Source organism: Enterococcus sp. 4E1_DIV0656 (genome assembly GCF_002140695.1).
GTDB lineage: Bacteria > Bacillota > Bacilli > Lactobacillales > Enterococcaceae > Enterococcus_D > Enterococcus_D entomosocium.
This window is the reverse complement of record NZ_NGLF01000001.1, coordinates 2440269-2454673: the sequence shown is the minus strand read 5'-3', so window position 1 is coordinate 2454673 and position 14405 is coordinate 2440269. Positions and strand designations below refer to the sequence as shown.

Genomic DNA, 14405 nt, shown 5'->3' with positions numbered 1-14405 from the left:
CCCTCATTATTCATTTACTTGTTTTGTCGATTGCTTAATACTCAATTCTCCTGGTAAAACGTAGGAGACACCACATGCATTTTCCTCAATCATTTCGATCAAGTGGTTTACTGCCGTGACCCCTTGCAATTGGATTGGATTTTTCACAGTCGTCAACCGAGGCATGAAATAGTCCAAGAGATCGATGCCATCAAAGCCAATTACGCTGAAATCATCCGGCACCCGCCACTTGGTCTCATGGATCGCCTTGACCGTTCCTATCGCACTAAGATCATTTCCCGCCAGAAACGCTGTGGGTAAATCTTTCTGCTCTAGCAAAAACTGTTGCACGCGGACTCTCGTTCGTTCTTCTTCAAAGAACCCCTGCAATTGATAGTCCGACCGTTTAGAAACCCCTGCCTCGTTTAATGCTTCTAAATACCCTCTTAAACGCTCATCACTATCATAAACACCAGTAATACCACTGATAAAGGCAATTTTTTTGTGGCCAAGTGACAAAAGATACTCGGTGGCTGCTTTCCCTTTTTCGAAAGAATCAAAGACTACACTGCCGAAGTTCTTCTCTTGAATGTTTCGATCGATAAAGACGGCTTTGATTTGTTCTCGTTCCATCGCAGCCAAATCCTGCTTCGTTAAAAAATCTTCAAATCCAATAATGCCATCAACAACACCACCTAAAATACTATTGAGGACAACGCGCTTATCTGCAGATAAAAACACGTTGACTGCATACCCATGTTTTTCTGCCTCTCTGGCAATGGCTTCAACTAGTACGCTAAAGTAGGGGCCCTTAATGCTGGTGGTGTAAAAACCAAGCATCTTGGTTTTCGTGTTTTTTAATTGTTTGCCCATCAAATTTGGGACATAATGCAACCGCTGCGCGGCAGCCATCACACGTTCTTTCGTTGCGGGCCGAACAACATCGACACCGTTTAATGCTTTAGACACGGTCGCAATCGACACGTTTGCCTCCTTTGCCACTTCCCGAATCGTGATTCGATTTGTCAAATGATTCTCCCCTCCTGAAGGATTCTTCCCAAAAATAAAAACGTTTTTATTTTTCTGAAAAAATCAACGACCACTCTAAGGTTGGCCATCCGATAAACCAACTATATATAAAAACGTTTTCACCCACAATGGTTCTAGGACTAGTTGGCGCATGTACCAGCACCTTGAAACCTGTGCCACTTTGGTACAAGTTGTACCCGAAAAAAAAAGCCTCGAAAGGCTTTTAAATCGTGAGCGTACCAATCAACTTCGCTGAGGCAGCAGCAAAGCCAAGGTATAAGGAAATCGTACCAGGATCACTTTCTGTCGAGAAATCGGAATGAACATAAGCAAAATCCTCTGGTGTAACATAGAATGAATGCTGCCTTTCTTCGGCTGCAGCAAGATGGATTTTTTGCCATTGTTTCAATTCCCTCATCGGTCGTGCTACTTCCGTAACATCGTCTCTGCTATAGAGTTGCAATGTCGTTGTATGCGGCACATCGCCCTCATTTTTCAGTGTGCAACTGATCTCAAATGGCGCACCCTTTTCCTGAGGAATAATGATTTGGGTGTGGGTAATCGTGCATTTACTATAGCCTATCCCCGAGCCAAAAGAAAACAACGGCTCATTTTTTTCATCCATATAGCGCGAAATATATTTTTGATCACTATTCTCTTCTGTCAGTGGCCGACCTGTAGAGAGTTGAGCATAAGTCAACGGCAACTGTCCTTCTGCCCTTGGAAAACTCATAGCTAAACGTCCTTGCGGTTCAGATTCGCCCATCAACAAATCTGCCAATGCATTACCGCCTTCTGATCCAGGGAACCAGGCAATCATGATTGCTTGACAAAGAGGCTCGATGGCGGTCAAAACCAGTGGTCTGCCACAGAAAAGAATCGTTGCGATCCTAGGATTGACCTGACTTACTGCTTCAATCAATGTTTCTTGCTTTCTTGATAAAGAAAGTTTGGTCAGACTTGCCGCTTCTCCCGCTTCCTCGCTGGTTTCCCCCAGAGCCAATAAAACGACCTCAGCTCCTTTAGCGACTTTACACGCCTCATCAAGAAAGGCGCTCGTCAACATTTCCCCATCAGGGTACGGTAAGACAGTTAAGTCAATTTCTTTTTGAGAAAGACCTTCCGCTAAGGAGACCGCAGCCTCTGGTTTGCCGATCCACGACCAAGCCCCCAAAAGATCCTTTGAATCTGCTTTGGGACCGATCAGCGCGACCTTTTGTTTTTTCTGCAAAGGCAACAGTGCCTGGTTTTTCAGAAGAACCGTTGTTTGCTTTGCTGCTTCTCGTGAAAGAAGACGGGTTTCCTTTAGGAGTCTAGGCGTTAAGTTTTCCGGTGCTAACCCTCTATAAGGGTCTTCAAAAAGGCCTAGCTTGTTCTTTAAATGTAGCACATGAAAAACCGCCTTATTCAACTGCTCTTTCATAGCAGGATCTGCCTGAATGATTTGCTCTAGTGCGTTCAAATAGCAATCACTCATCATATCCATTTCGACACCTGCAGTAAAAGCTTTCTGTGCGGCTTCCTTTCGATCAGCAGCTACACGATGCGCCATCAATTCCGCCACCGCTGCCCAATCTGAGATGATCAAGCCATCAAACCCAAGCTTTTCTCGCAATACTTCCTGCAACAATGGTTGATTGGCTGTGGCCGGCACACCATGGATCGTATTAAAAGAAGTCATGACCAATTCTGCACCAGCTTCAATCGCCGCCTGAAACGCGGGCAGATAATTTTGGTAGAGCTCCAGATCAGACAAATCGACAGTATGGTAATCCCGGCCGCCTTCTGCAGCGCCATAGCCGATAAAGTGTTTGACACAAGCAGCAATTCGCTGTTTATTTTCTGCAAGGGAAGCAGTTCCTTGATACCCTCGTACATAAGCAGCCGTCAACACCGCAGATAAGGTCGGATCTTCCCCATTACTTTCCAAGACCCTTCCCCAGCGCGCGTCTTTAACATGATCCGCCATCGGTGAAAACGTGACATGGACACCAGCTTCTGCCGCTTCTTTTGCTGAAGCTTTAGCAACCTCTTCCACTAACTGCGCATCAAAGGAAGATGCTAAGGCCAGTGGAATTGGGAAAATCGTTTCATACCCATGGATAACATCTGCCATAAAAACAAGAGGAATCTTTAAGCGACTTTTCTCAAGATAAGACGTTTGGATGGCATACACTTGTTCCGCAGTATGAGTGCCCAACACAGAACCAATCGAAAATAATTGGTCTTCACTCATGTGCCATTGTTGCATCGGACCGGTGATTTCTCCTCCTTGCGCAAAAAAATCTGGCGTCAATTGGACCAACTGGCCCACTTTTTCAGCTACAGTCATTTGGTCAATCAGTTCTTTTAGTTTTACGGTTTCCACTATTATTCTCTCCAATCATTAGGCTCTCTTCTTTTGCTTATCGAACTTGCGGCATTTGCTCCTTCTTAGCAGAAGCAACATGTTGCCGATTCCTTTCATTCAGTATAATTAAAAACGTTTTCAAAAAAAGACGATCTTCATACTTTGGTGCAACTCATGGCAAAAAGGAAAAATCTTCATCATGGTACAAGGTGTACCATAAATAATGGATAACACCAAATCCCCTGATACATCCGACATTGTGTCTTCTCCGATGCTAACAAAAAGAAGCTGCAAATCGCTGCAGCTTCTTTTTGTTTATTGTTAAGGAACAAATGAAAGTTCCCAAAGAATGGTTGCTGAATATCTCGTGGCTTGAGGAGTCGCACTAATTGGCACCTCAAGTTTGACACTTTGATCCATTGTTTCTCGATCGCCAAAGCGCTGGACCCAAGTGCCTCTGCCTTGGTTGGCACCTGCTTGTGCGATTATCTCCGCATTTCCAACAGTCAGTGCTGCTTGCTGTTTGTGAGTAGGTGGCTCAGACACGTTTTCTCGAGTCGTTACTACATCGATATTGTCTAATAAAATTCTAGCACCAGTCAGTTGATGCCCTTCATCACTTTCAAAAGGCTCTCGTAAGGTTGCACGGAGGGTCCAACCGGAATTTTCCCGCCTCCGATCTGAAACCTGCACATAATTAGGGCGTAGATTATCATTTGGATCAGCCGGCTGAAGCAGTTTCTGCGGCAGGGCATCGTAGGTCGTCGTTTCTGACCGAATGCCAACTGTCCCAAACTGGAATTGGGAAACAAAATCCAAGCTGACAAACCCTTGTTCTGCATCAATCTCAGGCGGATTCTCAGGATTTACTTGCGTATCCGGATCAAGAGGGTCTACTGGTTGCGGAGTACTTTCCAAACCATAAACCAGCCAGTATTCTTGTTCATCTCGGGTGACTCTTGTTTCCAGCGGCTGACCGTCCCGCTCGTAAAGATAATGGTAATAAGGAATCTCCTCAGGAAGGATATCGACCGATTCATTTACGAATTCTCCTTGATAGGTTGGTTCCCTCAATGCTACCCCTTCTTCATCTATGTGATTGATCTTGATGTTCGATGGCACGCGATCAAATAAAAAAGTAACATTCTGATGGAAAGGCTGCGGCATAATAGCAAATGTACCTGGGTCAAAGTGTTCTGTGACATACTCAACCCCGTAATAGTCATACCCTAACTGATAGGGTTCATCGCTCTCTCGGTTCTTGGGGTCAAGGGTATGAAGGAAACGTAATGGTAGTTCTAATGTTTCAGTTGGTAGAATATCCTCCCCTGTCTCTCGATCCAGATAGTTTACATGGACGGTTCCAGTACCAATGTGATATTCCATCCAATCAAAAGTAAAGGTATGGCGATCACTCCTTGCACCTGTACTTCCAGTAATAAGAAAAGCCATCGCAGAAACATCCTCAGGTTGCCAATCACTAATATCTCTACGCCATGTCCGATTGTCATAATCGACTTGAAACCATCTCCCATTTTCATCCGGCTGATATTGAATAAGTACATCCAAATCATGTCCCAAGCGATTTCCAGCTCTTTGCGGTAATGCATCATTGCCGGTATAGGTCGCCATCGTTCGCGGACCTGTATGATAGATGAATCCAGCGAATGGCGCACCGCCAACAGACATTGGATCTCTAATCACCTCAAATCGATTCGTGAATTCTTCAAAAACACTAGGTGTAGTGTTATAATTATTGTCCAATTTAAACCCAAAGCCATCGATCAAACCGCCAATACCAAACGCATTTCCTGGATACCCGACTTCATCTGTAGCCGAATTGTGAAAGCCAAAAGCAATGCCATCGGCTCCGTCTAATCTCGTTCCGATATTTGCTTTGCCTTTTAGCGTAAATGGACGATCCAAACTGAGCCTTTCTTTTAAAGTAACATTACCAACGTGATCTGATAGATTGGGCGTTAACAGCACTTCTCCTGTTTGCTCGTTATAAGTAGCATCGATAGGGTGTCCTTGCAAATCAAAATGATCTAAGAAATCTGCTCGCTCAATTCGAATTTTAGCTGTAGTATCACTTCTATCATCTACTTCTGCCTCTCTTCCTACTTCATCCGCAGCCTCATCTGCTTGATCTACTTCCGCAGAGTCATTCTCTTCTTCCGTCGAATCAGTGTCTTCGGCATCCGTATGATCTAAGATCAGCAGGCGCTGCGTAGCAGTCTCGGCAACGATGATCTCATATTCTCCGATCGTATCCACAAGAATCGGTAAGACAAAAGTCGTTTGTGGGGTCTCGCTGTTCAGCTGCCACACACCTTCGTGGTCTGTTGCTACCACCGTTAGTTCATCGTTCAAAGCTTCCTGATCAATGATTATTTCCTGAGGCAACGCGATGTCCACCGTTTCGAGGGCAACTTCTGAGTAGAAAATAAAATCTATTACGTGCTCGACCTCTCCTTGGATCAGTTCCTCCTCAAAGGAGATTTCTCCACTCACTTCATCGTCGGCCTTCTCCTCGTGTTCTTCCTCTGGTGTCCACGAAAAAATCGTCTCGGCATTCATGATTGTTAATGTTGTAATCAGTGGGAGTAAGGCAAGTAGAACCAGCAACCACTTATTTTTTTTGCGAAAAAATGAGTTCATCGCATTCACTCCTAAATGTCATTTCTCTTATTTTCCCCATGGGATCTAGCCCCACTTAGGGAATGTTGATTTCCCTTTTTTGATAAGTTGTTTTACTACGTATATGTTAAGTGCGGTGATCAGCAAGAGACTTCCAAGAATCACCCAATCCAACCGTTGAATGAAGTTTGTCTGGGGCAGCTGCCCGCCGGGTTTACCCGTGTCTTGCGGTGGACGCGGAACAGGACCGGTTGGTGGAGATGGTTCTGGTTGATCCAAAGGCTCATAAATCCCGGTAAACCCCACTGTCCCCTCCGTTTCCGTTGAACGTCTCTCCTCGCCAAAACTCGTTCTTGTAAACCCGAAAGCGAACAATAAGACCAAACATACTTTCAAAGCCCTTCCTCTAATAGATGCACCGTTGATATCCATTCTCCCTCCTCCTTGTGAGTTGTTCATTTCGAAAACGATCGTTTTTGAGATGTGTTATTTTATTAAAGCCAATCTCTTTACAAAAGCCTAAATAGTACTGTTTATATGGAATTCATTCTATCTTGATCGTAGTCGTACTTGATATCTCAAAAACCATGGTTTTCAAACATGTCATACTAATTATATCGATGTTCTACTTAGAATAAAATTCACGATATTCCTCGATCGATGAATATCCTGCATGAAGTTAAAAAAAACATACGTTTCATTCATATGTTATTGTTGCAACTATTTTAGAAACTTGCCATCTCCCTTTTATACAACAAAAAGCTCAATGATCTTAGATTACGTTATTCCTTTAATCCTCGACACCTTGAATCGACGCTTCATGTCAGGCGTCCCTCTCATTTTCTATCAACAAGACTGAACCGTAATTAGCTTGCTAAAATGCAAAAAAACAAACAGGTCCAAAAGTCATCAAAAGAAAAGTCTCTTGATCCATTAAACCTGTTTGTTTTTTTCATTTATTAAAGGAAAAATGTAGCTTATTCCCCTGAGGATAAAGAAAACTGACGAACCGTCTCCGACAACGCTTCGACTAAGAAAAGGCAAGGAATTTGCGTCGTCAAATCTTCATACTTGTTGATGCGTTTCACATCAACTGAATAGTCTAAGACATAATCGGACATTCGCCCCAGTGTGCTGTTGGCGTCACTGGTGATTGCTACAGTGGTGAAGTCAGGATTATTACGAAAGCCATTGACCACTTCAATGATCTCGGTGGTCGTTCCGGTGATTGAAAGGACCACGATCATATTGTCTGACGTATGTTTCAGCTTCGCAAAGATTGGATAGGTATTATCCACCAAAGCATAACTGTTAAATCCGATTGTGGCAAAACGGCGGGCAGCATATTCACACATTGAACCTGACGCACCGATGCCATAAAAAATAATATTCTCACATTCCAGCATTCGTTCAGCGATTCGCCGGATTTTTCCTTCGATGTCTCGCGGGAAGCGTTCCGGATCCAAAACGGTCATACTGCTAAAAAAACTGACAGCATCTAACTCAGGTGCTTTGAACTGGGTACGAAATTCTGTAAAGCTCTCATACCCTAATTTACGGATAAAGCGCATAACAGAAGAAGCTGAGGTGTGGGATTCAAGCGCGATCTCACGAACCCGCATATAGGGAATCTTATCACTTTGGCTCGACATATAATGATAAATCGCACGATCGGTCTCTGATAACTCATTGAAATCGATTTTTCCAAAAAAAGACATAGTAAACGCTCCTATTTTCTCATTCTCCTATCAATGTACCACAAGCTAGCAAAAACATCACAACTGTTTGATAAGAAATAATTCCATCGGCTGTTCAAATCCAGGACTTGTCAAAAGTAACCCACCGGCATCTTGGTAACCAAGGTTGCGATAGAAATGCTGTGCTTGCTCGTCGACTTGCGTGGAAGTCAAACAAAGAGCATGGCCGGCTGCTTTTTGCTGTTGTTCCCAATAAGTAACCAACCGTTTCCCAAGTCCCTTGCCTTGATGCGCTTCTGCGATCACTAACATGGTACAAAAAGGAATCGTGTCCCAGAAAAAATTGTAGCGCAGTAACCCTACTGGCTGTTCGTCTGCAACTATCACATAAGCAGTTTTTTCCATTATCTTTTTGGCGAAGACTTCCTTTGGTAAGTGAGTATCCAAAGAAAACCAAAACGCTTGATCTGCAGCTATTGCCGGTCGAATCGTAATCACTGATTTTTCGTCCCTTCCTGCTGTTTTTTTGTCTTATCGTAGAGAAAATGGTCTATTTTAGTCACTTTCCGTCTTTTCGTATTCAGAAAGCAATGCTAAAAAGGCATCGCCATACTTATCCAATTTGTTTTGGCCAACCCCTTTGATCTGTAAAAAATCGATCGGCGTTTTTGGCTGAACTTCCGCCAATTCTCGCAGTGTTTTATCAGAAAAAACGACATACGGCGGCAAATTTTGTTCTTGTGCGAGATTCAATCGTAAGGTGCGCAGTTGATCGAACAGTTCATCATCAACCACTAACTGTTTGACTTTGGTTTGTTTTCTATAAACTTTTGCTTTTCCAAGCAACACATCAATCCCCGCATTGGTCACACTTAACAAAGGGTATTGCCCTTCTGACGGCAAAAGATACCCTGATGCTGTTAAATAATCGATCAGCTGATTGACTTCCTTTTGAGACCAATCTTTCATTAATCCATAAGTTGGTAACTTTTCAAAGCCCCACTGTTTGACTTTTTGGTCGCCAGAGCCCGTTAGCACTTTCCCCACCAAGGCTTTCCCGAAGCGTTCGCCCATTCGTTTCACACATGACAACACTTTTTGTGTATCCACTGTGATATCCACTTGTTCTCTTTCATCAAGGCAATTGCTGCAACGACCGCAATCGGAACCATCTTCTCCAAAATAACGCAAAATATAGCGCTGTAAGCACAGTTGGGTATGTCCGTATTGGCTCATCTCCCGCAATTTCAAGTATTCGTTTTGGCGATAAAGAATATCTGATTCGGATTGATCGATAAAGAATTGCTGAATCTGCATGTCTTGTGGAGCATAAAGTAAGATCGCATCACTGGGTTCGCCGTCTCGTCCGGCACGCCCGGCTTCCTGATAATAAGACTCCAAATTTCCAGGTATCTGGGCATGGATCACGAAACGGACATTGCTTTTGTTGATTCCCATCCCGAATGCATTGGTCGCTACCATCACTTGCAGGCGGTCATAAAGAAATTCTTCTTGGAAAAATGAGCGCTCTTCTTCTGAAAGTCCGCCATGGTAATACCCGACGGACACGCGTTCATGTTTCAACAGGTGATAGATCCGTTCCACTTCCTTGCGGGTACTGGCGTAAATGATACCTGATTGTCCTTGGTTCATTTTCAAATACGTTGTGATGTAGGTATCTTTTTGATCCTTGACGACTTGAAAAGCCAAATTTTCCCGAGCAAACCCGGTTTTGACTTGATTTTCTGCCGGAATTGAAAGTAAGTTTTCGATGTCTTCGGCAACTTTGGGTGTAGCTGTCGCGGTAAGGGCAACGATCGTTGGCTTCTGCTCCCAGTTTTCGATCGTTTCGGCGAGTCGCAGATAGCTCGGGCGAAAATCATGTCCCCATTGGGAAATACAGTGGGCTTCATCAACGGCCAATAAAGCGATCGGCATCTGCCGCAATGAGTAGCGGAAAGATTCTGAGTCTAAGCGTTCTGGCGAAACATAAAGCAGTTTGATTCGCCCTTGGCGTGCTTCTTGCAAGCGTTGATTGATCTGTGCTCCTGTCAAGGAAGAATTGATATACGCTGCTGGGATCCCCATATCAACGAGGCTATCTACTTGGTCTTTCATTAATGAAATCAAAGGGGAGATGACCAAGGTCACTCCATCCAGCAAGAGCGCTGGCAATTGATAACAAATGGATTTCCCTCCACCTGTGGGCATGATTCCCAAAACATTTTGTTGTGTTAAAATAGATTGAATAATCGTCTCTTGACCTTCACGAAACTGTGAATAGCCAAAATGTTCTTTTAAGACTGTTTGAATAGTTTGCATAATACCCTCTTTTCCATTTCCTTATTATACGCAATTAAGTACGCAAAGAAAACGGCATTAAGAGAACTTTCGCTTTTTATTCGCTTTTCAATGAAATCAAACAAAGGAGTCTTCTACTATGAAAAAAGTTATGATTATCGGCAGTGGGATCATCGGTTTGACCCTCGCCAATTATCTTGATAAAACCAAATTTGACGTGACTGTCATTGATTCCCTCATCGGTCAAGCAACATCTGCCAGCGCTGGCATCATTTCCCCTTGGTTATCCAAACGCCGCAATAAAAAATGGTACCAGTTAGCACAAGACGGAGCCGCTTTCTTCCCGAAATTGGTACGGGATTTTGCTTTAGATGAATCCATCTATGCCCCATGTGGCACTTTGGTAGTGCGACCAGAAAAGGCGCTTCAAGAACTGGCAGAATTAGCTGAAAATCGACGTAAGGCGGCACCAGGAATCGGCGAAATCGACTTACTGACGGGCTCACAAACCAAAGAGGTATTGCCATTACTAAAAGAAATGCCCTCTTTACGAATCACAGGCGGTGGCCGCTTAGATGGTCAGGCTTATCTTGCCCACTTAAAAGCAAACGCTCAGCAGCAGCAAGTGACTTTTATTGAAGAAAAAGCTGAGATCGTCAGAACCGACAACCATTGGCAAATCAAAACCAAGGATCACTTTCTTGAAACCGAGATTCTTTGCCTGACAGCTGGACCGGGATTACTAGACTTGTTATCACCTTTAGGGTATCAGGTTGATATCCGTCCGCAAAAAGGCCAGTTGCTCTCTTTTGCCACCAACCTGCCGACAAACAGTTGGCCGGTCGCCATGCTAGAAGGCGAAGGCGACTTGATTCCCTTCTCTAATGGTCAAATTTTATTAGGCGCTACTCATGAAAATGATGCTGGTTGGGATTTGACACCTACTGAAGCAGCCCAACAGCAATTGATGACAGGAATCGGTGCTTTTCTTGAAGACCCCGAAGCACTCTTTGCTGCCCCAATGACTATGCGAGTCGGCACACGCGCTTACACCTCTGATTTTGCGCCTTTCTTTGGGGAAGTGCCTGATGAAACGAATTTGTTCGCCGCCAGCGGGCTAGGTTCTTCCGGTTTAACGACGGGACCTTACATCGGTTATCTTCTAGCAAATCGGATCAATGAGGTACATGCGCAACCAACAGACTTCTCGTGCTACACCAAACCGATGACAGAGTATATCAAGAAGCGCCTTTGATAGGAAACCACTAAAAAACCACCAGAACCGTTACGGTCTGGTGGTTGTGCTGTTTGATTCTTGTAAAATTACGGACAATTTCCTAACTACTAGTTAAACATATTCTCCTGTTTCCCAATAATCGAGTAAAACTTCATTGATGATCTCACGATCCAGTGGTTCACGGATATCATCATCAAAGGCATCTTCGATCGGGACATCGCCCACAGCTTTGATACAAACCGGGACGACCGGATTCGGATGATCCTCTGCTGTCAACACTTTTTCAATCTTGATCTTATGTGTCCAATCTGCCCCCATATCATAAATATAGGTCATGGACTTACAATACTGAAAATCTTGGTCAATAGCGGACGCATCCGTTGGAACGGAATTGCCTAAGCCGATCGATTTCGAGCCGGCAATAAACAAATACAAATGTTGATTCATCCACTCAAAGGCAATCTGGATCAAAATATGTAGCTGTTCATAGGTCAGCCCTGCAGGAATAATCAAACGACGCCAAATTGGCGGACGGTATCCTTCTAAATCAATACGGACCTGATAGGCGACCGGCGTATCTGCTGCGTCATCAAAGGCCGTATGTTTTGTTGGAAATGGGACGATTTTTGGCGAGATTGCAGCAATCCGTGGGTCATCAACGGGCAATAGATCATGTTCTTCGGGATCGGTGTCTTTAATCATTGCTAACATCGCTTCTTTCTTTTCAGCTGACCAAAACTGTGGTTTGGACATCCGAGCGAAAAAGATAGGTTGTTTTTCAGCCAATACAAAGGCAATTTCTAGGTATTGCGATTTGGTAATATGCTTTTCTTTATACATGCAGTAATAAAAGTCTTCAATGGCTGTTTTGGCAAACGGAAGAAAATTTAGACTGTACGGTACTTCTTGAGGCAGCATTTCAGTATATACCCATTCAACAAAGACTTTGTCTTTTAGTTTGGTCATGCCGCCATCTGTTTCCGCGCAAAAGATCAAGTAAAAAACAGGATCTAAGTAATGCTCAAGATCGTCGTCACTAACCACACTGGGTCCGCCATACAAATCAACGTGATCCATCATCCGGTCAATCACTTTCGCTAATTTCTTCAATGTTTTTTCCAAAAAAATCTCGCTCCTTCCTATCAAGTTTACTTTGACGAAAAGAGCGAAGATTGTCAATCTTTTTTTTAATGGGAGAGCATTTCCTGTGCAATTTCTAATCCGCTCATCCCCGTTGGGTAATAGGTCGGCCAATGCTCCATTTCCTCTAGTAACGCTTCATGACTCTCGTTGCCAAAGTAGATATGGAAATGATGTGAAGCACCTGGTGCGATCATATGGTCGCTAAATTGGATATATTTGAACGCCGCATCTTCATCGGTGCTTTCAAATAAGAAGCGTACGCCACGATTACCAGCTGAGTAGTTCAAAACCTCTTTGCCAGTATACACATACTTAGCTTCTTTCTCTGTACCATCATCAAAAATAAATGTCATTGTATTGTCTGTGATCTTGATCTGAGCAACATCCGTTTGATACCCTGTCGTATAATACTCTTTGTATTCGTCAGCTGTCATTTTCTTGTCCATTTTTGCTTTATAATCAAACACTTGATCCAATGTTCCGTCTTGTAAAAATGGGTAAACGGATTGCCAGTCTCCTGCCCAGTCAGATAAAGGACGGTCTTGTACATCGGCATCCTCAAAGTAGCCGTTATAAACTGTTTTTTCTTTTTCGGCTTCAGCCATTTCTTTGTCATTTGCTACATCGGTGGTTTTTCTCAAGGCATCGCGGTTTTGCTCCATAATTGAAATGTAGTCTTCCCCGTTATCCATCTGCTCTTGGGTCAAGCCTTCTAATGGATTCAAAACAGCCAGTTCGACTCCTGCTTCTGACGCTAACGTCCGGGCAATGCTGTCTTTGGCATTTTCTTCAAAATAGATCGTCTGAATGCCTGTTTCTTGAACGAACTCTTTTAGTTCTGCGATCCGTGAAGCGGAAGGCTCTTCACTTGGTGAAAGACCGGAGATCGGAACTTGGGTCAATCCGTATTCTAAAGCTAAATAACCAAAAGCGGCGTGCTGCGTTACAAAATGATTTTGCGCCGGATTGCTAAATGCTTCTTCATACGATTCATGAAGATCTTGTAACTGTGCTAAATAATTTGCAGCATTTTCAGCAAAGGCTGTCGCTTTCGCTGGATAAGCCTCACTCAGCTGGTCACGGATAGCCTCTACTTGTTTCATGGCTAAGCTTGGGGCTAACCAGACATGGGGATCTAATTCATGAGAATGACCATCATCGCCGTGGTCATGATCGTGATCGTGGTCGTGGTCATCGTCACCGGGTAACAGGACCATTCCTTCTGTGGCTTTAACCACTGTCACATCCCCGTCATTTAACGTGGCTTCAATCGAAGGAACCCACATTTCCATGTTCTCATTGTTGTAGACGAAAACATCCGCATCTTGGATCTTTGCCATATCTTTTGCAGAAGGTTCATAATCGTGGGAATCAGTGCCCGCGGGCATCAATAATTCAACCTCCCCTTCATCCCCTACAACTTGACGAGTAAAATCATATATCGGATAAAACGTAGCCATGACCTGGATTTGTTCATTATCAGAAGCAGCGTTGCCTGATTGTTCAGTTGCATCAGAGCCTCCTTGTCCACAGGCCGCCAAAGCTAGGGCTACTGTTGATAACATCGTTATTTTAAAAAACTTCTTCATTTTCAAAATACACTCCTTTTTATTTTTCCATATTTCCTTTTCCTCGGCAAAACACTGATAAATCAATTACGATTTACAAAAACAAAACGTAACGTTTACGTTTTACCATCGGTTTTCTACTTTACACAACTATTTACTCCTTGTCAATAGCTTTTCAAGATGTTTTTTTATATGTAAAAACTTTCATATGTACCACTGCTGATATCATTATTAACTTACTGAATGGATCGGTTGATTCGGCAACAATTGGCAAATGACGAAAATCGCTATCTATTGTCCTTTGTCGCCTCCTGTGCTACACTCGGGGGGTAATTGAATAGAAGATTATCCACTAGGGGCGCTTTATGCTGAGATAGACGTATGTCTGGTCCCTTAGAACCTGATTTGGTTAGTACCAACGTAGGGAAGTGGCAGCGCATGATTTTTCGCGTTCCCATTTT

At 43.6% G+C, this 14405-nt stretch carries 10 protein-coding genes and 1 riboswitch; of the genes, 1 reads left to right on the top strand and 9 read right to left on the bottom strand.

All coding sequences use genetic code 11. The features are described 5' to 3' along the window. Window positions 1–6: 6 nt before the first annotated feature. The 7 genes from A5882_RS11640 to recQ all read right to left on the bottom strand — a co-directional run bounded on the left by A5882_RS11640 (window position 7) and on the right by recQ (window position 10017). Window positions 7–1008 (bottom strand): LacI family DNA-binding transcriptional regulator, encoded by a 1002-nt coding sequence (locus tag A5882_RS11640; RefSeq protein ID WP_042890402.1) that lies wholly within the window; start codon window positions 1006–1008, stop codon window positions 7–9. A 223-nt stretch (window positions 1009–1231) separates the two neighbouring features. Next, window positions 1232–3376, bottom strand: a complete 2145-nt coding sequence (locus A5882_RS11635; protein WP_086372806.1) for a glycoside hydrolase family 3 N-terminal domain-containing protein — start codon at window positions 3374–3376, stop codon at window positions 1232–1234. 303 nt (window positions 3377–3679) lie between these two features. Next, on the bottom strand, window positions 3680–6019 hold the full coding sequence (locus A5882_RS11630) for a WxL domain-containing protein (protein ID WP_086372805.1): 2340 nt from the start codon (window positions 6017–6019) through the stop codon (window positions 3680–3682). Window positions 6020–6064: 45 nt separating this feature from the next. Continuing rightward, window positions 6065–6430: a hypothetical protein gene (locus tag A5882_RS11625; protein WP_008381556.1), complete on the bottom strand. Its 366-nt coding sequence runs from the start codon at window positions 6428–6430 to the stop codon at window positions 6065–6067. Between the two features lie 545 nt (window positions 6431–6975). Continuing rightward, complete coding sequence (locus A5882_RS11620; protein ID WP_086372804.1) at window positions 6976–7716, bottom strand: MurR/RpiR family transcriptional regulator; 741 nt, start codon at window positions 7714–7716, stop codon at window positions 6976–6978. 57 nt (window positions 7717–7773) lie between these two features. Then, window positions 7774–8193 carry a GNAT family N-acetyltransferase gene (locus A5882_RS11615; protein WP_005236549.1) on the bottom strand — a complete coding sequence of 140 codons (420 nt, stop codon included), beginning with the start codon at window positions 8191–8193 and terminating at the stop codon, window positions 7774–7776. Between the two features lie 57 nt (window positions 8194–8250). Further along, window positions 8251–10017 (bottom strand): DNA helicase RecQ, encoded by a 1767-nt coding sequence (recQ, locus tag A5882_RS11610; RefSeq protein WP_061053985.1) that lies wholly within the window; start codon window positions 10015–10017, stop codon window positions 8251–8253. A 118-nt stretch (window positions 10018–10135) separates the two neighbouring features. On the opposite strand from recQ, the gene A5882_RS11605 reads away from it, so the two are divergent. Beyond that, entirely contained in the window at window positions 10136–11251 is a 1116-nt protein-coding gene (locus tag A5882_RS11605) for an FAD-binding oxidoreductase (RefSeq protein WP_061053984.1), read from the top strand. A gap of 93 nt (window positions 11252–11344) precedes the next feature. Here the strand turns inward: A5882_RS11605 and A5882_RS11600 are convergent, their stop codons facing one another. Together A5882_RS11600 and A5882_RS11595 are read right to left on the bottom strand one after the other, a co-directional pair. After that, complete coding sequence (locus A5882_RS11600; RefSeq protein WP_008381564.1) at window positions 11345–12355, bottom strand: plasmid pRiA4b ORF-3 family protein; 1011 nt, start codon at window positions 12353–12355, stop codon at window positions 11345–11347. A 65-nt stretch (window positions 12356–12420) separates the two neighbouring features. Next, window positions 12421–13965, bottom strand: a complete 1545-nt coding sequence (locus A5882_RS11595; protein ID WP_086372803.1) for a zinc ABC transporter substrate-binding protein AdcA — start codon at window positions 13963–13965, stop codon at window positions 12421–12423. A gap of 323 nt (window positions 13966–14288) precedes the next feature. Further along, a riboswitch (TPP riboswitch) is annotated at window positions 14289–14388 on the top strand. Window positions 14389–14405 lie beyond the last annotated feature (17 nt).

Coding starts and splice junctions, on each gene's coding strand:
- A5882_RS11605 (WP_061053984.1), top strand. CDS start 10,136: ATGAAAAAAGTTATGATTATCGGCAGTGGGATCATCGGTTTGACCCTC.
- A5882_RS11630 (WP_086372805.1), bottom strand. CDS start 6,019: ATGAACTCATTTTTTCGCAAAAAAAATAAGTGGTTGCTGGTTCTACTT.
- A5882_RS11620 (WP_086372804.1), bottom strand. CDS start 7,716: ATGTCTTTTTTTGGAAAAATCGATTTCAATGAGTTATCAGAGACCGAT.
- A5882_RS11595 (WP_086372803.1), bottom strand. CDS start 13,965: ATGAAGAAGTTTTTTAAAATAACGATGTTATCAACAGTAGCCCTAGCT.
- recQ (WP_061053985.1), bottom strand. CDS start 10,017: ATGCAAACTATTCAAACAGTCTTAAAAGAACATTTTGGCTATTCACAG.
- A5882_RS11625 (WP_008381556.1), bottom strand. CDS start 6,430: ATGGATATCAACGGTGCATCTATTAGAGGAAGGGCTTTGAAAGTATGT.